At 60.0% G+C, this 22,365-nt stretch carries 17 protein-coding genes; 9 read left to right on the top strand and 8 right to left on the bottom strand.

Going from position 1 to position 22,365, the window contains the following annotated elements; all coding sequences use genetic code 11:
* Positions 1 to 40 precede the first annotated feature (40 nt).
* From fepD to fepC, 3 genes are read left to right on the top strand one after another with little or no spacing between them, the layout of a single operon-like run.
* Positions 41 to 1,048 carry a Fe(3+)-siderophore ABC transporter permease gene (gene fepD, locus VF709_RS08065; protein WP_058650481.1) on the top strand — a complete coding sequence of 336 codons (1,008 nt, stop codon included), beginning with the start codon at positions 41 to 43 and terminating at the stop codon, positions 1,046 to 1,048.
* Positions 1,045 to 2,037 (top strand): iron-enterobactin ABC transporter permease, encoded by a 993-nt coding sequence (gene fepG / locus VF709_RS08060; RefSeq protein WP_044158800.1) that lies wholly within the window; start codon positions 1,045 to 1,047, stop codon positions 2,035 to 2,037. The genes fepD and fepG overlap by 4 nt, the downstream gene beginning before the upstream one ends.
* Positions 2,034 to 2,834 (top strand): iron-enterobactin ABC transporter ATP-binding protein, encoded by an 801-nt coding sequence (gene fepC / locus VF709_RS08055; protein ID WP_058650480.1) that lies wholly within the window; start codon positions 2,034 to 2,036, stop codon positions 2,832 to 2,834. The genes fepG and fepC overlap by 4 nt, the downstream gene beginning before the upstream one ends.
* A gap of 82 nt (positions 2,835 to 2,916) precedes the next feature.
* Here the strand turns inward: fepC and entF are convergent, their stop codons facing one another.
* From entF to fes, 3 genes are read right to left on the bottom strand one after another with little or no spacing between them, the layout of a single operon-like run.
* On the bottom strand, positions 2,917 to 6,777 hold the full coding sequence (gene entF / locus VF709_RS08050; RefSeq protein WP_440231242.1) for an enterobactin non-ribosomal peptide synthetase EntF: 3,861 nt from the start codon (positions 6,775 to 6,777) through the stop codon (positions 2,917 to 2,919).
* On the bottom strand, positions 6,774 to 6,986 hold the full coding sequence (locus VF709_RS08045; RefSeq protein ID WP_013097641.1) for an MbtH family protein: 213 nt from the start codon (positions 6,984 to 6,986) through the stop codon (positions 6,774 to 6,776). Before VF709_RS08045 ends, entF begins: the two co-directional genes overlap by 4 nt.
* Before the next feature lie 10 nt (positions 6,987 to 6,996).
* Entirely contained in the window at positions 6,997 to 8,274 is a 1,278-nt protein-coding gene (fes, locus tag VF709_RS08040) for an enterochelin esterase (protein ID WP_257739785.1), read from the bottom strand.
* Between the two features lie 67 nt (positions 8,275 to 8,341).
* Here fes and VF709_RS08035 point away from each other — a divergent pair, with 67 nt between their 5' ends.
* A complete protein-coding gene (locus VF709_RS08035; protein ID WP_013097643.1) occupies positions 8,342 to 10,582 on the top strand; it encodes a TonB-dependent siderophore receptor in 2,241 nt (746 codons plus the stop codon).
* Positions 10,583 to 10,664: 82 nt separating this feature from the next.
* The gene (entD, locus tag VF709_RS08030) at positions 10,665 to 11,312 is read left to right on the top strand and encodes an enterobactin synthase subunit EntD (RefSeq protein ID WP_114519077.1); all 648 of its coding nucleotides are present in this window, start codon (positions 10,665 to 10,667) and stop codon (positions 11,310 to 11,312) included.
* 92 nt (positions 11,313 to 11,404) lie between these two features.
* Here the strand turns inward: entD and betT are convergent, their stop codons facing one another.
* Positions 11,405 to 13,438, bottom strand: a complete 2,034-nt coding sequence (betT, locus tag VF709_RS08025) for a choline BCCT transporter BetT (RefSeq protein ID WP_038981034.1) — start codon at positions 13,436 to 13,438, stop codon at positions 11,405 to 11,407.
* Between the two features lie 128 nt (positions 13,439 to 13,566).
* Between betT and betI the strand changes: the two genes are divergently transcribed.
* Genes betI through betA form a run of 3 tightly spaced genes read left to right on the top strand, consistent with a single transcriptional unit; the run spans position 13,567 to position 17,318 of the window.
* On the top strand, positions 13,567 to 14,154 hold the full coding sequence (gene betI, locus VF709_RS08020; RefSeq protein ID WP_013097647.1) for a transcriptional regulator BetI: 588 nt from the start codon (positions 13,567 to 13,569) through the stop codon (positions 14,152 to 14,154).
* Between the two features lie 13 nt (positions 14,155 to 14,167).
* Positions 14,168 to 15,640 (top strand): betaine-aldehyde dehydrogenase, encoded by a 1,473-nt coding sequence (gene betB / locus VF709_RS08015; RefSeq protein WP_149896841.1) that lies wholly within the window; start codon positions 14,168 to 14,170, stop codon positions 15,638 to 15,640.
* 13 nt (positions 15,641 to 15,653) lie between these two features.
* Positions 15,654 to 17,318, top strand: a complete 1,665-nt coding sequence (gene betA, locus VF709_RS08010; RefSeq protein ID WP_013097649.1) for a choline dehydrogenase — start codon at positions 15,654 to 15,656, stop codon at positions 17,316 to 17,318.
* A 44-nt stretch (positions 17,319 to 17,362) separates the two neighbouring features.
* On the opposite strand, the gene VF709_RS08005 is transcribed toward betA, so the two are convergent.
* The 4 genes from VF709_RS08005 to budA form a co-directional block, all read right to left on the bottom strand.
* Positions 17,363 to 17,836 (bottom strand): cold-shock protein, encoded by a 474-nt coding sequence (locus VF709_RS08005; RefSeq protein WP_038418872.1) that lies wholly within the window; start codon positions 17,834 to 17,836, stop codon positions 17,363 to 17,365.
* 138 nt (positions 17,837 to 17,974) lie between these two features.
* The gene (locus VF709_RS08000; RefSeq protein ID WP_013097651.1) at positions 17,975 to 18,745 is read right to left on the bottom strand and encodes a (S)-acetoin forming diacetyl reductase; all 771 of its coding nucleotides are present in this window, start codon (positions 18,743 to 18,745) and stop codon (positions 17,975 to 17,977) included.
* A gap of 20 nt (positions 18,746 to 18,765) precedes the next feature.
* Positions 18,766 to 20,487: an acetolactate synthase AlsS gene (alsS, locus tag VF709_RS07995; RefSeq protein WP_176601416.1), complete on the bottom strand. Its 1,722-nt coding sequence runs from the start codon at positions 20,485 to 20,487 to the stop codon at positions 18,766 to 18,768.
* Entirely contained in the window at positions 20,459 to 21,238 is a 780-nt protein-coding gene (budA, locus tag VF709_RS07990) for an acetolactate decarboxylase (RefSeq protein ID WP_187170845.1), read from the bottom strand. The genes alsS and budA overlap by 29 nt, the downstream gene beginning before the upstream one ends.
* Positions 21,239 to 21,343: 105 nt before the next feature.
* Between budA and VF709_RS07985 the strand changes: the two genes are divergently transcribed.
* Complete coding sequence (locus VF709_RS07985) at positions 21,344 to 22,225, top strand: LysR family transcriptional regulator (RefSeq protein WP_038418871.1); 882 nt, start codon at positions 21,344 to 21,346, stop codon at positions 22,223 to 22,225.
* Positions 22,226 to 22,365 lie beyond the last annotated feature (140 nt).

The following is a 22,365-nucleotide window of genomic DNA, read 5'->3' as shown; positions in this document are numbered from 1 at the left end:
TAACGATAATCACTATCATTATCAAATCATGGATGTTGCTATGTCGTTTTCCTCTTCTTCTGCGGTGCGCGCGGTTGCCGTGCCCGTGTTATTGCTGCTGTTAATCCTTGCGATGGCGCTCAGTCTGCTGGTTGGTGCGAAACCGCTGCCCGCCTCCGTGATTGTTGATGCGCTCTTTGGTACCTGTCAGAGCGCCGACTGCACCATCGTGCTGGATGCCCGCCTGCCCCGAACCCTGGCCGGATTACTTGCCGGTGGCGCACTGGGGCTTACGGGGGCACTTATGCAAACCCTCACCCGCAACCCGCTGGCTGACCCCGGCATTCTTGGCGTGAATAGCGGTGCCAGCTTTGCCATTGTGCTTGGTGCGGCGCTGTTCGGGTTTACCTCTCCCTCAGAACAACTGGTTATGGCCTTTTGCGGCGCGCTGGCGGCCTCGCTGATTGTCGCCTTTACCGGCAGCCAGGGCGGCGGGCAGCTTAGCCCGGTACGCCTGACGCTGGCGGGCGTGGCGCTTGCCGCCGTGCTGGAAGGGTTATCTAACGGCATCGCCCTGCTTAACCCGGACGTTTACGATCAGCTCCGCTTCTGGCAGGCCGGTTCGCTGGATATCCGCACGCTGGAGACGCTTAAGGTGGTGGTCATCCCGGTGATGATTGCCGCCGCCGTGGCACTCGGTTTAAGCCGGGCGCTGAACAGCCTGAGCCTTGGCAGCGACACCGCTACCGCGCTCGGCAACCGCGTGGCGCGAACCCAGTTGACGGGATTAGTGGTCATCACCGTGCTGTGCGGCAGCGCGACGGCGGTGGTCGGCCCGATTGCCTTTATCGGGCTGATGATGCCGCATCTGTCGCGCTGGCTGGTGGGGGCCGATCACCGCTGGTCGCTGCCGGTGACGCTGCTGGCCACCCCGGCCCTGCTCTTGTTCGCTGATGTTGTCGGGCGTCTTCTGGTTCCCGGCGAACTGCGCGTTTCGGTGGTAAGCGCCTTTATCGGCGCGCCGGTCCTGATCTTCCTGGTACGACGTAAACGCGGAGGTGACGCATGATGGCCCCCTCTCGTCGTTTGATCCTCAGCGTTTCGCTTCTGGTTATCGCCATTCTGATGCTGGCGATCGCAAGCCTGTGCAGCGGCGCGGTGACGCTCGATCTGGCCCAGGTGTTTAACGCGCTCACCGGCAGCGCCCCGCGCGCTGTCACGATGGTGGTGACGGAGTGGCGACTGCCGCGCGTGGCAATGGCGATGCTGGTGGGTGCCGCGCTTGGCGTCAGCGGCGCGATTTTCCAGTCGCTGATGCGCAATCCGCTCGGCAGCCCGGATGTAATGGGTCTCAACACCGGTGCCTGGAGCGGCGTGCTGGTCGCGATGGTGCTGTTTGGTCAGCATCTGACGGCCATCACCGTGACGGCGATGACCGGCGGGATACTGACCGCGCTGGTGATCTGGCTGCTTGCCTGGCGCAACGGTATCGACACTTTCCGCCTGATCATTATCGGTATCGGCGTGCGTGCCATGCTGATGGCGTTCAATACCTGGCTGCTCTTGCAGGCTTCGCTGGAAACGGCGCTGTCGGCCGGGCTGTGGTATGCCGGTTCCCTCAACGGCCTGACCTGGGGCAAAGTCTGGCCAGCCGCGCCATTGATTCTGCTGATGTTTATCGCCGCGCTGCTGCTGGTGCGGCGCATGCGGCTGCTGGAAATGGGTGACGACAGCGCCTGTGCGCTGGGGGTCGGCGTTGAGCGTTCGCGTCTGATGCTGATGCTGGTCGCCGTGTTGCTCACCGCGGCCTCCACCGCGATTGCCGGACCCATCTCCTTTATCGCCCTTGTCGCCCCGCACATTGCGCGTCGTCTTAGCGGTACGGCCCGCTGGGGCTTAACCCAGGCGGCGCTGTGCGGCTCAATGTTACTGTTGGCCGCCGATCTCTGCGCCCAGCGGCTGTTTATGCCTTATCAACTTCCGGTGGGCGTTGTCACCGTCAGCCTTGGCGGGATTTACCTCATCGTCTTGCTCGTTCAGGAGTCACGCAAGAAATGACCGATTCAACCACCCGCTTGCGCGGCGAAAGCCTTACTCTCAGTTACGGCAAAAAAATCGTTGCCCATGACTTAACCGTCAACATTCCTGACGGCCATTTCACGGCGATTATCGGCCCGAACGGCTGCGGCAAGTCGACCCTGTTGCGCACCCTCAGTCGCCTGATGACGCCGGTTGAAGGCCACGTATTCCTCGACGGCGAGCAGATCCAGCGCTTTGCCAGTAAAGAGGTGGCCAGGCGCATCGGGCTGCTGGCGCAAAACGCCACCACGCCGGGAGACATCACGGTGCAGGAGCTGGTCTCACGCGGACGCTATCCGCACCAGCCGCTGTTTACCCGCTGGCGCAAGGAAGATGAAGACGCGGTGAACCGCGCGATGCAGGCAACGGGCATTACGGACCTCGCCCGGCAGAGCGTGGACACGCTTTCCGGCGGCCAGCGTCAACGGGCGTGGATCGCGATGGTGCTGGCGCAGGAGACCTCCATTATGCTGCTGGATGAACCGACGACCTGGCTTGATATCAGCCATCAGATCGATCTGCTCGAGTTGCTGAGCGAGCTCAACCGCACGCAAGGTTACACCCTGGCGGCGGTGCTGCATGATTTGAATCAGGCCTGCCGCTATGCCACGCATTTAATTGCACTGCGCGACGGCGAAATTGTGGCGCAGGGCGCGCCGAAGGAGATTGTGACGCCAGCGCTTATCGAGCGGATCTACGGCATGCGCTGCATGATTATTGACGACCCGGTGGCGGGCACGCCGCTGGTGGTGCCGCTTGGAAAGCATGCGCGCTGATGCCCTCACCCCGGCCCTCTCCCACAGGGAGAGGGCGCAAACCATCCCCCTCGCCGTGGGTGAGGGTTAGGGTGAGGGGAAATCACTCCCCCAACATCTTCTGCAACACCGGCCCAATCTTCTCAAACGCCTGCGGCGAAATGATGTCCACATGGGCGCAATCCTGGCTGTATACCTCCAGTTCATTTACCCACGGCGACCACGCCACCTGCGGATCTATCGTTCGCGTGCGCTCGGCAACAAACAGCGTTGCTTTCCCGTCAAACCGCGAGCTGTGCGCCGTGGTGAGCAGCCGCACCGCGTCGGCGTAGTTACCTTCAATGGCGTTGAATAGCGCGCTGGAGCCCTGCCCCTGCTGGGCGGCGATAAACGCCTGTCGCTCGCGCTCAATTTCGGCCAGCACCGCCGGGTCGAGTCCGTTGGCCTCTTTTTCCGCCCAGTTCTGGGTTTCCGGTGGCCAGGTATCCAGCAGACCCAGGAAGGCGACGGTTTCGCCCTGTTCACGCAGACGCGCAGCAATCCCCTGCGCCAGCGTGCCGCCAAGCGAGTAGCCGAACAGGTAATACGGCCCATGGGGCTGCCGGCCACGTAACGTAGTCAGATGATGTTCAATCACCCCATCCAGATCCGCACACTGCTGCATCGGCCCCTCCGGGCGCGGCGACTGAATTCCGGTAATGGACCAGCGCGGGCTAAGGTAGCGCGCCAGCACGCTGAACTGCCAGGCAAAACCGGAAGCCGGATGGAAGCAGAACAGCGTCGGGCCGTCGCTTTCGCGCAGCGGCAGCAAGGTTTCATAACCCAGACGCTGTGCCTGCTCGTCGCTTATCGGCGAATCCAGCAGAGCACTCAGCCTGCTGACCGTAGAGGCGACCATTATCTGCCCCGGCGTCACCTTGCGAGCGAACGTACGGCTGAGTTGTGCGGCCAGGCGCATCGCCAGCAGCGAGTGGCCGCCGAGGGCAAAGAAATCGGCTTCGATGTCGTTCACCGCACAGCCCAGCAAAGACGCAAACGCCTGCGAGACGGCAATTTCGGTTGCACTTTCCGGTGCGCGTCCGCTGGTTTTGCTGGTCAGCTCCGGCAGCGGCAGCGCCTTGCGATCCAGTTTGCCGTTTGCGCTTAACGGCAGCGCGCTGATTTGCAGTAACACCACCGGCACCATATGCGGCGGCAATTGCGATCTGAGTGAGGCAAGCAGCGCGTCGCGATCCAGCGGTAAACCGGATTCAGAAACCACATATCCCACCAGCTGACGGGCATCGCCGCCCGTGGCCGCCGCCTGGTTGAACACGCAGGCGTGCGCCACCGCCTGAGCCACGTCGGGCAGCGACAGCATCGCCCGGTCGATTTCGCCAAGCTCGATGCGCTGGCCGCGAATTTTCAGCTGGTCGTCGCTGCGGCCTAAATACTCCACCGCGCCGTTGTCCAGCCAGCGGGCGACGTCACCGGTACGGTACATCCGCTCGCCCGGCGCGAACGGATCGGCAATAAAGCGGCTGGCGGTGAGATCCGGACGCCCCAGATACCCCTGCGCCAGCTGAATACCGGTGAGATAGAGATCGCCCGCCACGCCAAACGGCACCGGGCGCATCATCGCATCCAGGATCCGCAACCCGGTGTTCCATACCGGGAAACCGATCGGCACGCTGTTACCTGCAACTGCCGCCAGCTCTGGTCCAAATGCCGGATACCAGCTAACGTCCACCGCCGCTTCCGTCGGGCCGTAGAGGTTATGCAGCGGCACGTGGGTGAGCCGCTCCCATTCGCGACAAAGTTCCGTCGGCAGTGCTTCCCCGCTGCAGAATACCTGCCTGAGGCTTTTACAGCAGTCGGCGTTTTCCGGCGTCAGCGAGGCGACAAACGCCGCCAGCATCGACGGCACAAAGTGGGTGGTGGTAACGCCATAGTGCGCAAAGAATTGCTGCATGGCCTGAGGATCACGGTGCGCGTCCGGCTCGGCCATCACCAGCTTCGTCCCGGCGATAAACGGCCACCAGAACTCCCAGACCGACACGTCAAAGCTGCACGGCGTTTTTTGTGCCACCACGTCACACGCCGTCAGCGGGTAGTGATCCTGCATCCATTTCAGACGGTTAACGATGGCGGTATGCCCGACCATTACCCCTTTCGGACGCCCTGTCGAGCCCGACGTAAAGATGATGTACGCCGTCTGCTCCGGCTTCGCCAGCCGCAGCGGTTCAGCCTCCGCAGCCGGTAATAGTGTGTTGTAACTAAACGTCCCAATGGACAGATCGCTAAAGCGCGGACGCTGTTCGTCGGTGGTGATAAGCAGCGACGGCTTCGCGTCCTCCAGCATCATCCGCAGACGATCGTCCGGGTAGCCGGTATCCAGCGGCAACCACGCGGCCCCCGCTTCCACAATGCCATGCAGCGCTAACGTCAGGAATACCGAGCGCGGCAGCGCCACCGCCACGCTGTCGCCCGGTTTCACGCCGCGCTCACGCAACAGATGCGCCAGTGCCACCACCTGCTCGCGCATCTGGCGATAGCTGAGCTCGATGTGCGCATCCGCCAGTGCGGGCGCGTCCGGCGTTTTGCTCGCCTGTTCCGCCACCAGTTCCGCAAGCGTGGTGGACGGTAGCGCCAGCCCGGTATCGTTGATGCGTGTAAGCTGCTGGTATTCCTGCTCTGAGACCGTTTCAACCTCGCCGCAGCGCAGGTCCGGGTTAGCGGCAAATTGCGTCAACATCGCATTCAGGCGCGCCACGTGACGGGCCAGCGTGGTTTCATCGTAGCGCTGTTTATTGGCGAGGATCTCAATGCTCAGCCCCCCCTGCTCGTCCGGGAACAATGCCAGCTCCAGATCGTTCACCGGGCCGGTGGCCAGCGTGTGGGTGGTGGCCTCCACGCCGTCGATGTCCAGTTGATAATCGAATACCTTGACATTGAGCACCGGGCCGAACAGGGCTTCATCACCCGCGGCACGCCCGCTGTCGCGCACGATCTGCTCGGCGTCGTAGCGCTGGTGGCGACGCATTTTTTTCAGCTGGTTTGCCAGGCGCTGCGCCAGTTCCGGCAGGCTCTCGTGCGGATGAATGTTCACCGCCAGCGGCAGCACGTTGAGCACCGGGCCGGTCGCGGTCAGCGCAGCGGAGCCCATGCGGCGCATAAAGATAAACCCGGCGGCGTAGTCCAGCCGTCCGGTGAGACGGCCCAGCCACAGCGCCACCAGCGCAAGCGCCAGATCGGTGCGCTGTACCTGTCCTGCGGCCTGCGCAAGCTGGCTGAAGGCGCGGCCATCGGCGGCGATTTTCAGGCGCAGGATGTCGGTGGTGGCGGCACGCCCCGGCAGCGTCGCAGAGGAAAGCGAGACCGGAGAAGGAAGCTGTTTGCGCTGCTCAGCCCAGAAAGCACCGTCGCGCTGATACGCCTCGCTGTCGCGGTAGCGCTGATACTCCTCCACCACCCCGGCGAACGGCGTAAACGGGGAGTCAGGCGTGGGCTCGCCCCTCTTCCACGCGGCATAAATCGCGGCGATCTGGCGGGTAATCGCCGGGAAGCTGAAGCCATCGACCACTAAATGGTGATAGCGCTGATACCAGTACCAGTGTTGCGGACCGATCTGAATCAGCAGGTGAAACGCCAGGGGCTGACCGCTGTCGACACGAAGGTTCTGATTAAGGTCGGCGTCCATCAGCGCCACGGCGGCGTCATGGGAACCGGCATTCACGATTTCCGGTTCAGGCAGCGTCATTGATGCATCCACCCACTGCCACACCTCACCGTTATCCTCGGTGAAGCGCATGCGCAGCGTGTCGGCCTGCATCATGCCTTCGGCAATGGCTTTTGCCAGCAGCGGTGCGTCAATATCGCCTTTCAGTTCGGTGTAGTGTGCCACGCTCCAGGCGTTCGGCAGGCTGGAAAGCTGCTCCGCCATCCAGATGCCCGGCTGGGCGGCAACAAGCGGCAGACGGTTCATGCATGCTCCCCCGCATAATTAGAGGGGCTGAGCGTCTGCCAGTGTTCGGCCAGCCACTGCTGGCATGCGTCCTGCGATTGCGCTTCGCATACCACGCGCCAGCCTGCGGGCAATTCGCACTGCTGCGGCCACAGGCTGTACTGCCCCTGATCGTTACGCAAAATAGCAAACTGCCCCTGCGGATTATCGAAAGGATTGCTGAATTCCATACAGACTCCGTTAGTGAATAAGCGGCTGCCAGAGGGTCATCAGCCCCTGCGTCAGCCCACCGCGCCAGCAAAGCGCGTCGTGTCCGCCGTCAACCTGACGCCAGTAAACCTGCTGCTGTGTGTGCAGTTCGTCGTAAATGGCCTGATTCGCGCGGTAAATCAGCGGCTCGTTGCGCCCGGCCTCAAGGACGATGCGCAGGCCGCGTGCGGTTTTTTCACCCGCTTTCAGTTGCGCGATAAGCAGCCCTTCCTGCTGCCCGCCGCGATGCGGCCACCAGTAAGAGCCGGACTGGCTCAGCACGCAGCCAAAACGCTGCGGCCAGTTTAGTGCGGCATAAAGCGAGGAGAGACCGCCGAAGCTCTGGCCTGCGACCACCGTACGGTCTGCGCGGTCGCTGAATGGCGTGCGTTGTTTTACAAGAGGGAGAAGTTCTTCCTGCACCGCCAGCCAGAAATCGGGGTTGCAGGGCAATTCGTTATTGCGATGCGCCATATCTATCACATCGATTAAAACGTAGACGGCAGGCGGCAGTTTGCGTCCGAGGGTAAGCGCCGTCAGCGCTGGCCAGACGGGCATGCTCTCGGCCCAGAACTGGCCGTCGAGCAGCACCGCCAGCGGGCGTTCCGGATCGTCATCGCCGGTGGTAAATATCCAGACGCGACGACGATTGCCCAGCCGCTTGCTCTGCCAGTCAATGCAGACCGGCTGCCGGTATGGCGTATTGGGGCGATCCCAGCCGGGCTGCACCGGAGCGTCGGGCATCTCCAGCGCAGAGACATCATGCCCTCGCCCGCCTCGCCAGCTCTGGGTATTAAGCGGGTCGGACATTGCCTGCGGCAGCAGCTTGCGCCAGCCTTCGCGCAGCGCCAGGCGATCCGGCTGCTCACCGTGAAACACATCGGGCGCAAAATCGTCTGTATTCTCTGAAGGGATAAAGCAGTAGCTGCCGCGCCACTGGGGGCTGAACTCGCCCTGCCATTGCCAGACGTCGGTATCCGGGATGCGTTCGAGGGATTGTGGGCGGGCATTTTTATGGTGATCGGTTACGCCGGTGATATACAGCCAGACGCGTTTCACCGCCGAGGTGTGTTGCGTTCCCGCCGGATCGCGCCACCAGAAGGTGACCCGATATTTCCCCTGTTCACGCACCCATTCCGGGCCGTTTTTCGACTGCCACCAGGCTTCACTTCCCGTTGTTAACACCGTCACCCTTCTAACCTCATGTTTAACAGTCTTTTTTGTTTCAGGACAAATTTTATTGATAATATTATTGATAACTATTTGCATTTGCAATAGCGTAATGCCCGCGCTGTGGAAAGCGCGTTCATAAGAAACCATAAAAGCGGGACATCCAATGAATAAGAAGATTCACTCTCTGGCCTTGCTGGTCAATTTAGGGATTTATGGCGTCGCGCTGCCTGCCATGGCAGACGACAATACCGCCTCCGCGCAGCATGAAGACACCATGGTGATCACCGCCGCCGAGCAGAATTTGCAGGCGCCGGGGGTTTCCACCATTACCGCCGATGAGATCCGTAAAAATCCGCCCGCGCGTGACGTGTCTGAAATCATCCGCACCATGCCGGGCGTTAACCTGACCGGTAACTCCACCAGCGGCCAGCGCGGTAACAACCGCCAGATTGATATCCGCGGTATGGGCCCGGAAAACACCCTGATCCTGATCGACGGCAAGCCGGTGACCAGCCGCAACTCGATTCGTCTGGGCTGGCGCGGCGAGCGCGACACCCGCGGTGATACCGGCTGGGTGCCGCCTGAGATGATCGAGCGTATTGAAGTGATCCGTGGCCCGGCCGCCGCGCGTTACGGCAACGGTGCGGCAGGCGGCGTGGTGAACATCATCACCAAAAAATTCGACGACCAGTGGCACGGCTCCTGGAACACCTATCTGAACGCGCCTGAACACAAGGATGAAGGTTCCACAAAACGCACCAACTTCAGCCTGAGCGGCCCACTGGGCGGCGACTTCAGCTTCCGCATGTACGGTAACCTCGACAAAACCCAGGCCGATGCGTGGGACATCAACCAGGGCCATCAGTCCGAGCGTACAGGCGCCTATGCCAACACCCTGCCTGCAGGCCGTGAAGGGGTAGAAAACAAAGACATCAATGGCGTGGTGCGTTGGGACTTTGCGCCAATGCAGTCTCTGGAGTTTGAAGCGGGCTACAGCCGCCAGAACAACCTCTACGCCGGGGATACCCAGAACACCAACAACGACAATGCGCTGGTGAAGAAGAACTACGGTAAAGAGACCAACCGTATCTATCGTCAGAACTTCGCCGTCACGTGGAACGGCGGCTGGGATAACGGCATTACCACCAGCAACTGGGCACAGTACGAACACACCCGCAACTCACGTCTGGGTGAAGGGCTGGCCGGAGGAACCGAAGGGCTGTTCAACAGCGATAAATTCACCGATACCGACCTGGCCGACGTCATGCTGCACAGTGAGATCAACCTGCCGATTGATTTCATCGTCAACCAGAACCTGACGCTGGGCACCGAGTGGAACCAGCAGCGCATGAAGGATTCCACCTCCTTCTCGCAAACCCTGCAGGGCGGGACCATTCCAGGGATGAGCGACGATCGCAGCCCGTATACCTCCGCAGAGATTTTCTCCCTGTTTGCGGAAAACAATATGGAGCTGACCGACAGCACCATGCTGACCCCGGCGCTGCGCTTCGACCATCACACCATCGTGGGTAACAACTGGAGCCCGTCCCTGAACCTGTCGCAGGGTTTGGGGGATGATTTCACCCTGAAGATGGGTATTGCGCGTGCTTACAAAGCACCGAGCCTGTACCAGACCAACCCGAACTACCTGTTATACAGCAAGGGCCAGGGCTGCTACGCAAGCTCCGACGGCGTGGGCTGCTACATGATGGGTAACGACGATTTGAAAGCCGAAACCAGCATCAACAAAGAGATTGGTCTGGAGTGGAAACGCGACGGCTGGCTGGCGGGCGTGACCTGGTTCCGCAACGACTATCGCAACAAGATTGAAGCGGGCTATGCGCCAATCGGCCAGACCTCCACCAGCAAAGTCACCACCGATATCTACCAGTGGGAGAACGTGCCGAAAGCGGTGGTTGAAGGCCTGGAAGGTTCCCTGAACGTGCCGGTCAGCGATACCATCAACTGGACCAACAACATCACCTACATGTTGCAGAGCAAGAACAAGGAGACCGGCGACCGTCTGTCGATCATCCCGGAGTACACGCTGAACTCTACCCTGAGCTGGCAGGTGCATCAGGATGTGTCGCTCCAGTCGACCTTCACCTGGTACGGCAAGCAGCAGCCGAAGAAGTACAACTACAAAGGTCAGCCGGTGACCGGGTCAGAGAAAGACGAGGTCAGCCCGTATAGCATCCTTGGCCTGAGCGCGACGTGGGACGTGACCAAAAACGTCAGCCTGACCGGCGGCGTGGATAACGTCTTCGACAAACGTCAGTGGCGTGCGGGTAATGCCCAGACCACCGGGAATACCTCGACGGGTGCCTATATGTACGGCGCGGGGGCTTATACCTATAATGAGCCAGGCCGCACGTGGTATATGAGCGTGAATACCCGATTCTGATACAGGCAGTGACTTCCCCCCTCTCCCTGTGGGAGAGGGCCGGGGTGAGGGCAACAGGCCGCACAATTCTGAAGGGAAAACCATGCACACAACCCACAGCACGTTCGTTCTCGCCAGCCTCACCGTTCACCGCATCACCTTCGCCCCCACCACCTTCACCGACGCCGATCTCCTCTGGCTCCCCCATCACGCACAGCTGGCTGACGCCGGACGCAAACGCAAAGCCGAGCATCTGGCGGGCCGCATCGCCGCCGCGCATGCCTTACCTGGCCACGCCGTTCCCGGCATCGGCCCCAGCGGCGAACCGCTCTGGCCGCACGGGGTTTCGGGTAGCATCACTCACAGCGGCACGCAGGCGATGGCGGTTGTGGTTCACCATCCTCATGCCCTTGTAGGTATCGATACAGAGGCGATCCTTTCCGAGCGTGAAGCCCATGAAATCCAGGACGGTATTATCAATGCGAAGGAAGCGGCGTGTTTAACGTGTTCAGGCTACCCTTTTGCACAGGCGCTGACGCTCGCGTTTAGCGCGAAAGAAAGTTTGTTTAAAGCGCTGTTTCCGCAGGTAAAGATTTACATGGGTTTTGACTGTGCGAGAGTCGCAGCGTTAGATGATAAAACCCTTGTGCTGGTGCTTTCACACCCGGCTGGAGAATATGCGGAGGGCACACGTTTCACCCTCTTCTGGCACAAAAGGGATGACAGCTTGTTGACGCTGCTACAAGCCTGATGGCGCTTCGCTTATCAGGCCTACAAAGTTGACTCGCGGTAGGCCGGGTAAGGCGAAGCCGCCACCCGGCATCAATTTAGAATGCGATTCGCTTACACATCCGGGAACATCACGCTATTCCCCGGCGCTTCCCGGTGCAGATGGATAAAGTTCAGGTGCCGTTCATACTGGTCCAGAATATCCGTAATCACCTGCTCCTTGCTATAGTCCATCAAATCATTCCCCTGGCTGCCTTCCAGCAGGAAGGTCTCCAGCCGGTAGTAGGTCGATTTGCCGCTGCGGGCGCGGTAGGTAAACCCGGGCACCGAATACTGCTGCGGCCAGATCTGATAGACAAAGTTCTGCTCGTCGCCCATATGCACCAGCAGATCCAGATGCCCCAGGGTCTCGCCCTCTTCCGGCGGCAGGTTTTTCAGCTCCACGTAGGCACCGCGTAATCGCAACTCCTGCGCCACCTCTTCCATTGCCGGGAAGCAGACCGTCTCCATCATCTGGCTGGTGTAGCGCGTGCCCGGGTAGTTCATCAGGCGCGAGAGACGCTTCTTCCAGCTCAGTCTGTCCTGGGCGCCCATCGGACGCGGCGCGGTATCGCGGCTGGCGCTGACGCGGCGGTAGTCTTCCACCTTGAGCGATTTATACAGCCCGGCCATCACAAAGAAGATCACAAAGCTGAACGGCAGCCCCATGATCACCGTGGTGTTCTGCAGGGCGGAAATCCCGTTGGTCATCAGCATGCCGAGCGTCAGCAGGCCGATGGCGACCGACCAGAAGATACGCAGCCAGTTTGGTGCATCGCTGTTGATGTCCTTCAGCTTCGAGGTGAAGTTCCCCAGCACCAGCGCACCGGAATCCGCCGAGGTGACGTAAAACAGCAGGCCGGTAATGGTGGCAACGGAGGCGCTAAAGGTGAACGCCGGATATTGCGCCAGCAGGCTGTAGAATCCGCGCTCCGGGTGCGCCATCGCCTCCTGCGCAAACGCCGCGTCGCCGTGGATGATCTCATGCAGCGCACTGTTGCCAAAGACCGATAGCCACAGCAGGGTAAAGGTGAACGGAATGATCAGCGTGCCCATCACAAACTGGCGGATAGTGCGACCACGTGAAATACGCGCCAGGAACAGGCCGACAAACGGCGACCACGCCACCCACCACGCCCAGAAGAACAGCGTCCAGTTGTTCATCCACTCCACCGGGCGGTCAAAGGCGAAGCTGTTCAGCGTCATGCCCATAAAGCGGTTCACGTAATCGCCCACGTTCAGCACTAAGGCATTGAGCAGGAAAGAGGTGTCGCCCACAAACAGCACAAACAAAATCAGCCCCAGCGCCAGCGCGACGTTCAGCTCGGAGAGCACGCGGATCCCCTTATCCACGCCGGCAGTGACCGAGATGGTGGCGATAATCACCGACAGCGCGATCAGCGCGGCTTTCGCCGCCAGCGAATCCGGGATATCAAACAGCACGCTCAGCCCGTAGTTGAGCTGCACCACGCCGATCCCGAGCGTAGTGGCGATACCGAAGATGGTGCCGATCACCGCCGCAATATCGACGCTGTGCCCTATCGGGCCGTTAATCTTTTTACCGAAAATGGGGTACAGCGCAGAGCGAATGGTGAGGGGTAAATTATAACGATAGCTAAAGTATCCGAGCGCCATGCCCATCAGGGCGTACATCGACCAGCCGGTCAGTCCGTAGTGGAACAGCGTCCAGACCATCGCCTGGCGCGCGGCCTCCATCGTCTGCCCTGCCCCTTCCGGCGGCTGCATATATTGCGTGACCGGTTCGGCCACGGAGAAGAACATCAGGTCGATGCCGATACCGGCGGCAAACAGCATCGCCGCCCAGCTTAACAGACTAAACTCGGGTTTTGACTGCTCGGGCCCGAGCTTCACCGAACCAAAGCGCGAACAGGCAATGCAGACAACAAAGACAATATAGAGCGTCGCCGCCAGCAAATAGTACCAGCCGAAGGTCTTCGACACCCAGTTCAGGGTGCGCCCAATCCACTCGGCAGAGAAGTCGCTAAAGAAGATCGTCATCAGGGAAAACAACAAAATCAGTCCTGCGGATGTATAAAAAACAACCGGATTGATTTTGTCCTTTTCTCTGTCTTGCGAAAGATCTGTCATCCAGTATCCCCACTGTTTTTGTAACTATTAAAATCCAAATCCGCAACAATTAAGACACATTTTATATTGAACGTCCAATCAAAAACCGCTTTAATGGTTAACCAACGCTGATGAATGGAGTGGCAAAAATGCCCAAAGTGGGGATGCAGCCGATCCGGCGCAGGCAACTGATCAACGCCACGCTGGAAGCAATAAATGAAGTGGGAATGCATGACGCAACCATCGCGCAGATCGCCCGTCGGGCGGGTGTCTCAACCGGGATCATCAGTCACTACTTCAAAGATAAAAATGGCCTGCTGGAAGCGACCATGCGCGACATCACCGGCCAGCTGCGCGACGCGGTTCTGAGCCGCCTGCATGCCCTGCCGGATGGCAGCGCAGAGCAACGATTGCAGGCGATTGTCGGCGGCAACTTTGATGAAACCCAGATCAGCAGCGCGGCAATGAAAGCCTGGCTGGCCTTCTGGGCGAGCAGCATGCATCAGCCGATGCTCTACCGGTTGCAACAGGTAAGCAGCCGCCGTTTGCTTTCCAACCTGGTGTACGAATTCCGCCGCGAACTGCCGCGTGAACAGGCGCAGGAGGCGGGTTACGGGCTTGCAGCGCTGATCGACGGGCTGTGGCTGCGCGCCGCGCTAAGCGGCAAACCGCTGGATAAAAACGTAGCCCAGTCGCTCACCAGCCACTTTATCAGCCAGCATTTACCGACCGAATAACCGAGGAGAATTTATGTCCCGAATGGCAGAACAGCAGCTTTATATCAATGGTGGTTATACATCCGCCACCAGCGGTCGCACCTTCGAGACCATTAACCCGGCTAACGGCGACGTTCTGGCGACCGTACAGGCCGCCGGGCGCGAAGATGTCGATCGCGCCGTCCAGAGTGCCCGGCAAGGGCAAAAAATCTGGGCGGCAATGACCGCCATGGAGCGCTCGCGCATTCTGCGTCGCGCCGTCGATATCCTGCGCGAGCGGAACGACGAACTGGCGAAGCTGGAAACCCTCGACACCGGTAAAGCGTATTCGGAAACCTCAACCGTGGATATCGTCACCGGTGCGGACGTGCTGGAGTACTACGCGGGGCTGATCCCGGCGCTGGAAGGCAGCCAGATCCCACTGCGCGATACCTCTTTCGTCTACACCCGTCGCGAGCCGCTGGGCGTGGTGGCGGGTATTGGCGCGTGGAACTACCCGATCCAGATCGCCCTGTGGAAATCCGCCCCGGCGCTGGCGGCGGGCAACGCGATGATCTTCAAGCCGAGCGAAGTCACCCCACTCACCGCCCTGAAGCTTGCGGAAATCTACACCGAAGCGGGCCTGCCGGACGGCGTGTTTAACGTTCTGCCGGGCGTAGGCGCGGAGACCGGCCAGTACCTGACCGAACACCCGGGCATCGCGAAAGTCTCCTTCACCGGCGGCGTCGCCAGCGGCAAAAAGGTGATGGCGAACTCGGCGGCCTCGTCCCTGAAAGAGGTGACGATGGAGCTGGGCGGCAAATCCCCGCTGATTGTGTTTGACGACGCGGATCTCGATCTCGCTGCCGACATCGCGATGATGGCCAACTTCTTCAGCTCCGGCCAGGTCTGCACCAACGGCACCCGCGTGTTCGTTCCCGCGAAGTTCAAGGCCGCGTTTGAGCAGAAAATCGTTGAACGCGTGGGCCGCATCCGCGCGGGCGATCTGTTCGATGAAAGCACCAACTTTGGGCCGCTGGTCAGCTTCCCGCACCGCGACAATGTGCTGCGCTATATCGCCAAAGGCAAAGAGGAAGGCGCGCGCGTGCTGTGCGGCGGTGACGTGCTGAAGGGCGAAGGCTTTGACAACGGCGCGTGGGTCGCCCCGACCGTGTTCACCGACTGCACCGACGAGATGACCATTGTGCGCGAAGAGATCTTCGGGCCGGTGATGTCCATTCTCACCTACGAAACCGATGAAGAAGCCATTCGCCGCGCCAACGATACCGACTACGGGCTGGCGGCAGGCATCGTGACGGCCGATCTGAACCGGGCCCATCGCGCTATTCATAAGCTTGAGGCGGGTATTTGCTGGATCAACACCTGGGGTGAATCCCCGGCAGAGATGCCGGTTGGCGGCTACAAACACTCCGGTATCGGCCGCGAAAACGGCGTGATGACGCTCCAGAGTTACACCCAGGTGAAGTCCATCCAGGTTGAGATGGGTAAATTCCAGTCCATATTTTAACCGGGAGTTTTTTTTGCAATTTGACTACATCATTATTGGTGCCGGCTCTGCCGGCAACGTTCTGGCAACACGACTGACTGAAGATCCGAATACAACCGTTCTGCTGCTTGAAGCGGGCGGCCCGGATTACCGCTTTGACTTCCGCACCCAGATGCCTGCCGCACTGGCATTCCCGCTGCAGGGCAAGCGCTACAACTGGGCGTACGAAACCGAGCCAGAGCCCTATATGAATAACCGCCGCATGGAATGCGGACGCGGTAAAGGGTTGGGCGGGTCATCGCTCATCAACGGCATGTGCTACGTGCGCGGCAACGCGATGGATCTGGACAACTGGGCAAAAGAGCCAGGTCTGGACCACTGGAGCTACCTCAACTGCCTGCCCTACTACCGTAAGGCTGAAACCCGCGACGTGGGTCCAAACGACTACCACGGCGGCGACGGCCCGGTGAGCGTCACCACCTCCAAACCGGGCGTGAACCCGCTGTTTGAGGCAATGGTGGAAGCGGGCGTACAGGCGGGCTACCCGCGCACGGACGATCTCAACGGCTATCAGCAGGAAGGCTTCGGCCCGATGGACAGAACGGTTACGCCACAGGGCCGACGCGCCAGCACCGCGCGCGGCTATCTGGATCAGGCGAAGCAGCGCCCGAACCTGACCATCCGCACCCATGCCATGACCGATCGCATTCTCTTTGACGGCAAGCGCGCCGTGGGCGTTGAGTGGCTGGAAGGCGAAAGCACCATCCCGTCCAAAGCATCGGCAAACAAAGAGGTGCTGCTGTGCGCCGGGGCGATTGCCTCTCCGCAGATCCTGCAACGCTCCGGCGTGGGCAACGCGGAACTGCTGAAGCAGTTTGATATTCCGCTGGTGCATGACCTGCCCGGCGTGGGCGAAAACCTGCAGGATCACCTGGAGATGTATCTCCAGTACGAATGCAAAGAGCCGGTCTCCCTCTACCCTGCCCTGCAGTGGTGGAACCAGCCGAAGATTGGCGCCGAGTGGCTGTTTGGCGGCACCGGCGTGGGGGCGAGCAACCACTTCGAGGCGGGTGGGTTTATCCGCAGCCGTGAGGAGTTCGAGTGGCCGAATATTCAGTATCACTTCCTGCCGGTGGCGATTAACTACAACGGCTCCAACGCGGTGAAAGAGCACGGCTTCCAGTGTCACGTTGGGTCGATGCGCTCACCAAGCCGCGGGCATGTGCGTATTAAATCGCGCGATCCGCACCAGCATCCGGCGATCCTGTTCAACTATATGTCCCACGAGCAGGACTGGCAGGAGTTCCGCGATGCGATCCGCATCACCCGCGAGATCATGCATCAGCCCGCGCTGGACAAATACCGTGGCCGCGAAATCAGCCCGGGGGTTGAGTGCCAGACCGACGAACAGCTGGACGAGTTTGTGCGCAACCACGCCGAAACCGCCTTCCACCCGTGTGGAAGCTGCAAAATGGGCTATGACGAGATGGCGGTAGTCGATGGCGAAGGCCGCGTTCACGGGCTGGAAGGGTTACGCGTGGTGGATGCGTCGATCATGCCGCAGATCATCACCGGCAACCTGAACGCCACCACAATTATGATCGGTGAGAAAATTGCTGATGCCATTCGCGGGCGCGAGCCGCTGGCGAAAAGTACAGCGGCGTATTACGTGGCGAACGGAGCGCCGGTAAGACGCTGAGTTGCCTGATGCCGGGTAAGGCGTAGCCGCCACCCGGCAACAGATTACTTCAGCAGCTTAACCGTGGCATCGATATCGATTTCATCTTCGGTAAAGATCAGCGTGGTGTTCTGGAAGGTGGTGATCGCCAGCTTCTTCACCGTGCGCATTTCGCCCGGCTTTTTGTCGGTTTTCGGTTTGATGTTATTCATCAGCAGCCCGACAGACAGCACCGTGTTCTCTTTGTCGATGCCCGTATCCGCAGGCTCTTCTTCGCTAAACACCACGAAGGATTTGATGGAGGTGAGCTTCACGCGCTCGCCTGCAATATAGAGGTGCTTACTTTCCGGGATCACCTTCACCGCATAGGCGGAAAGGCCTTTGTTATTGGTGGTTGGCTCAAAAGTCACCGCCGCATCTTTCTTGATCAGATCAGGGTTGGCGACCTTAATCACATGAAAATAGCGGTTGTCACCGTTTTCATCTTTGATAAATCCAAAGCCTTTATCTTTAAACCACGTTGTGATTGTACCGTTCATCGCTGTTACCGCCTGTCAAATCGTCATGACTAAAGTTTTGCAGCGCGCAGTGTAATGCACAATGGCGGAGGAGACAAAAAAAAGCCCCTGCACGGGGGCAGGGGAAAACTCATGTCAGAGCTTATTAGTATTACGTTTTTAGTTGAACACCATCCCACCATCGATTAACAGCGACTGGCCGGTCATGTAGTCGGAATCTGGCCCGGCGAGATACGAAACGCAGGCGGCGACATCTTCCGGTTCGGACAGGCGGCCAAGCGTAATACGTTTGGCAAAGGTTTCGGTGCCATAGCCAAGCGGTTTACCTGCCGCCTCTGACACCTGGCGGTCAATCTCCGCCCACATTGGCGTTTTCACGATGCCCGGGCAGTAGGCGTTAACGGTGATCCCCAGCGGCGCGAGATCCCGTGCTGCGGTCTGGGTTAAGCCACGAACCGCGAATTTACTGGAGCTGTATACCGCCAGTTCGGGGTTACCGGTATGGCCCGCCTGGGAGCAGGCATTGATGATCTTGCCGCCGTGTCCCTCTTTGCGAAACGCGTCAATCGCGGCCTGCATGCCCCAGATCACCCCTTTGACGTTGATGTTGTAGACCTTGTCGACAATCTCCGGCGTGATGGATTCGATGGGCGTAGACGGCGCAATCCCGGCATTATTCACAATCACGTTGAAACCGCCCAGCGCGGTGCGGGCTTTCTCAACTGCCGCAAACACCTGGTCGCGGTCAGAGACATCCACCTTCACGGCGATGGCATTACCGCCGTTACGGATGATTTCATCGGCAACGGCTCGCGCCGTCTCATCGTTATAGTCGGCGATAGCGACAGCAAAGCCATCTTTCACCAGGCGCAGCGCAATCGCTTTACCAATCCCCTGGCCTGAGCCGGTTACGAGAGCAACTTTTTGCATTTCTCTGTCCTTATAGTGAGTCACAAAATCTGGCTGAGATGGAGCTGGCCCATCAGCAGCGGGTTATCGCTGTAGTCAACGGGAATGGCCACCACGGCCGGGCCATTCACATCCATCGCCGCACGCAGCGTCGGTTCAAGGGCATCGGCGCTCTCCACGGCAAAGCCCCTGGCGCCAAAGGCATCGGCATAGGCTTTGAAATCGACCGGGCCGAACTCCACGCCGGAAAGGCGCTGGTATTTTTTCTCTTCCTGAATGGCGACCATGTTGTAGCCGTTATCCACCCAGATGATGTGCAGCACGTTGGCATTAAGACGCACGGCGGTTTCCAGCTCCATGCTTGACTGCAGGAAGCCGCCGTCGCCGGACACCGAGACCACTTTGCGCCCGGGATTGACCAGCCACGCGCCAATAGCCCACGGCAGCGCAACGCCCATGGTCTGCTGACCGTTGGAGATCATCACCTGACGCGCCCGGAAGCTGTAGAGGTAGCGGGCGATCCAGATGTGGAAGCTGCCCATGTCGACGGTCAGGGTCACGTCGTTATTCACGATGTCCTGCATGGCCCGCACGATACGCAGCGGATGCAGGGCAAACTGGTTGAGCGAGGCACCGCGGCGATCGAGCAGATCGCGCTGATGCTGGCGATCGACCAGGATCTCTGACGCACGCTGGCTCAGCTCCAGCTTGTGATCGATCCGGTTAGCGAGCAGGTTCAGCGTTTCAGCGATATCCCCCACCAGCTCCAGATCCGGTACATAATTGCGTTCTTCATAGGCCGGCAGCACGTCAATGTGTACCAGCGTGGCGTCGCCGCTGTTCCACATGGAAGGCTCATACTCCACCGGGCTGTAGCCGATGCAGATAATCAGATCCGCCAGATGCAGCAGCCTGTCGCCCGCCTGGTTATTGAACAGACCGACGCGTCCGGCAAAGCGAGTGAAGTGCTCCTGGTTCACCGCCCCGGCGGCCTGATAGGTGCTGGTGACCGGAATACGGCTTTTCTCCAGCAGCTTACGCAGCGCCGCGCTGTTGGCAGGCTGGCTCGCCATCAGCCCCAGCAGGATCACCGGGTTTTTGGCTTTGTCGATGAGCTTCGCCACATCGTTAATGGCCGATTCGGGAGCCGGGCCCATCAGCGCCGGGCCGCTGGCCGGTAAAATCGCGCCCGTGGCGGGCTGGTCAACAATATCCTGCGGCAGGCTGACGAACGCGCCCCCCGGCCTGCCGTGCTCGGCGGCACGAAACGCATTCGATACCACTTCAGCAATCGCATCCGGAGAGCTGACTTCCACTGCGTATTTGGTGACCGGGCTGAACATGGCAACCGTGTCCATGCTCTGGTGCACCAGTTTGGCTTTATCCGCCCGCTTCACCGCTCCGCCCAGCGCCACCACCGGGTCGCCTTCGCTGTTGGCGGTGGCAATGCCGGTGATCAGGTTGGAACAGCCCGGCCCGGAGGTAACCAGCGCCACCCCTGCCTTGCCGGTCAGACGCCCTACCGCCGCCGCCATGAACGCCGCATTCGCCTCGTGGCGTACCGGGATGATTTCGATGGACGAATCCAGCAGGGAGTCAAAGACTTTGTCGATTTTCGCCCCCGGGATCCCGAACACCTGCTTCACGCCCTGCGCTTCCAGCTGGCCGACAACCATATCGGCGCCGTGCGCCCACTGACGTGACTGTTTCTCACTGTTCACGGTAGTTCTCCTGTTAGTTTTCGACGGAACGGATCGCTGCATCAAGGTTGCTGGGGTGAAGGTTGGCCTGTAAAAACGCGCTGTCGGCGGGCAGATCAATCATTAGCTTGTGTATTTCGCCAAAGGTGAGCACGCCGCTCTCCAGCTGGTAATCCAGCAGATGTCCCCCGCCCTGACGGTCGTCGGTAATGAAATGTTCGTGATAGCCGGCCACGTTGATGCCCTGCATATGCTGCGGCGTGCGGAACCCAACCAGCACCCCTTCGCGCTGGTTAAAGCGGAACACCGGCTGGTCGTCCAGCACGTCGGTCATCGCGCGGTATGGCGGCGTCTGACGCGGTACGGTACGGGTGTGGGCGTGGCGGAAGTTGCCGTCGATGCGCAGCGCGCAGAACAGGTTATCCGAGGGAATTTGCTGGTCGATCACGTCGTGGATCTGCTGACGGCTGACCGGCGCATCAAAAATTTTGCGGTACTGCGGCTGGAACCAGGTCATCACCGCGAACGGCGTTTTCTGCTCTGGCTTCGCGGCGCGTGCACTGCCGTCGGCGCGCAGCTGGTACACATGGCTGCTGAAGGCAATCATTTCGCCGTCCAGCTCGTTGAAGGTGCCCAGACCAAAATCACCGTGTGCCAGCAGATCGGCGATGGTGGTGTCCCCCTCGTAGACGCCGCTTAGCAGGGCGCTCATTAGCGATGTCTGATAGATCACGCTGTCAGGATGCTTAGCGGAGAACCCGCGCAGGGTCTCGCATAAGCTCGCCTCACAGTCGCAGGCAGATGAGTGCATCATCATGCTCGTCCTCTTCAACTTTATTTATAAAGGTTAAATAAATGTTGACCCGATTCAGCAGAGAGTTCCAATATAGAATCCATGCTGGTTTGAGACGTTTTTGATATGGAACTTCGTTATCTGCGGTATTTTGTCGCGGTTGCACGCGAGCGACACTTCACCAGGGCGGCCAAAGCGCTGGGTATTTCACAGCCTCCTCTGAGTCAGCAGATCAAACGGCTCGAAGAGGAAGTGGGCACGCCGCTGTTCAGGCGTCTGACGAGAGGTGTGGAGCTAACCGAAGCGGGAGAAGCCTTCTACGAGGACGCCTGTAAGATCCTGGCGCTGAGCGACGCCGCGCTGGAGAAAGCCCGCGGCATCGCGCGCGGTCTGAACGGTAACCTGTCGATTGGCATCACCAGTTCAGATGCTTTTCATCCCAAAATTTTCGCGCTCATTCGTCAGTTTCAGGTACAGAACATGGCGGTGCAGGTACACCAGGTGGAGGCCAATATGTCTTCGCTGACGGCGATGCTGGCGGAGGGGGAACTGGATATCGCCTTCGTGCGGCTGCCGTGCGAGAGCAGCAAGGCATTCGAGTTAAAAATCCTCGACCGGGAGCCGATGGTGGTGGCGCTGCATCGCGACCATCCGCTCGCAACAAGCGGCGCTCTGGCGCTGGAGCAGCTCCGGGATACGCCAGTGGTGTTGTTCCCGCAGGAAGTCGCGCCCGGCCTGTTCGACCGGGTTTACAGCTGTTGCGAACGGGCCGGAATAGACGTACAGCACGCGCTGCAGTCGTCTCAACTCTCGTCCTCCCTGAGCATGGTCTCTGCAGGCGGCGGATTCGCGCTGGTGCCGAAGTCAATGGCGGCCATTTCTCCGCCGAATGTCACCTACCACGCGCTGAACTCACCGGAGCTTTATACCGATATCGCGCTCTGCTGGCGGCGCTTTGAACGCTCGCGGACGGTGAAGCGGTTCTTGACGATGATAAGCGAGGAGTAGCGGCCGGTTTGGTTGGTGGTTTTTGTAGGCCGGATAAGGCGTAGCCGCCATCCGGCAATGCCCTTCTGGAAGCCGCCTCGCAAACCTGCAAGCGACCTTATGTAATTCATGGGCATCCCTTTTCATCCCTTCTTCGCGGT

Source organism: Enterobacter sp. Lyrl_3, from assembly GCF_051948675.1.
Lineage (GTDB): Bacteria > Pseudomonadota > Gammaproteobacteria > Enterobacterales > Enterobacteriaceae > Enterobacter > Enterobacter cloacae.
This window is presented reverse-complemented; position numbering and strand designations above follow the sequence as displayed.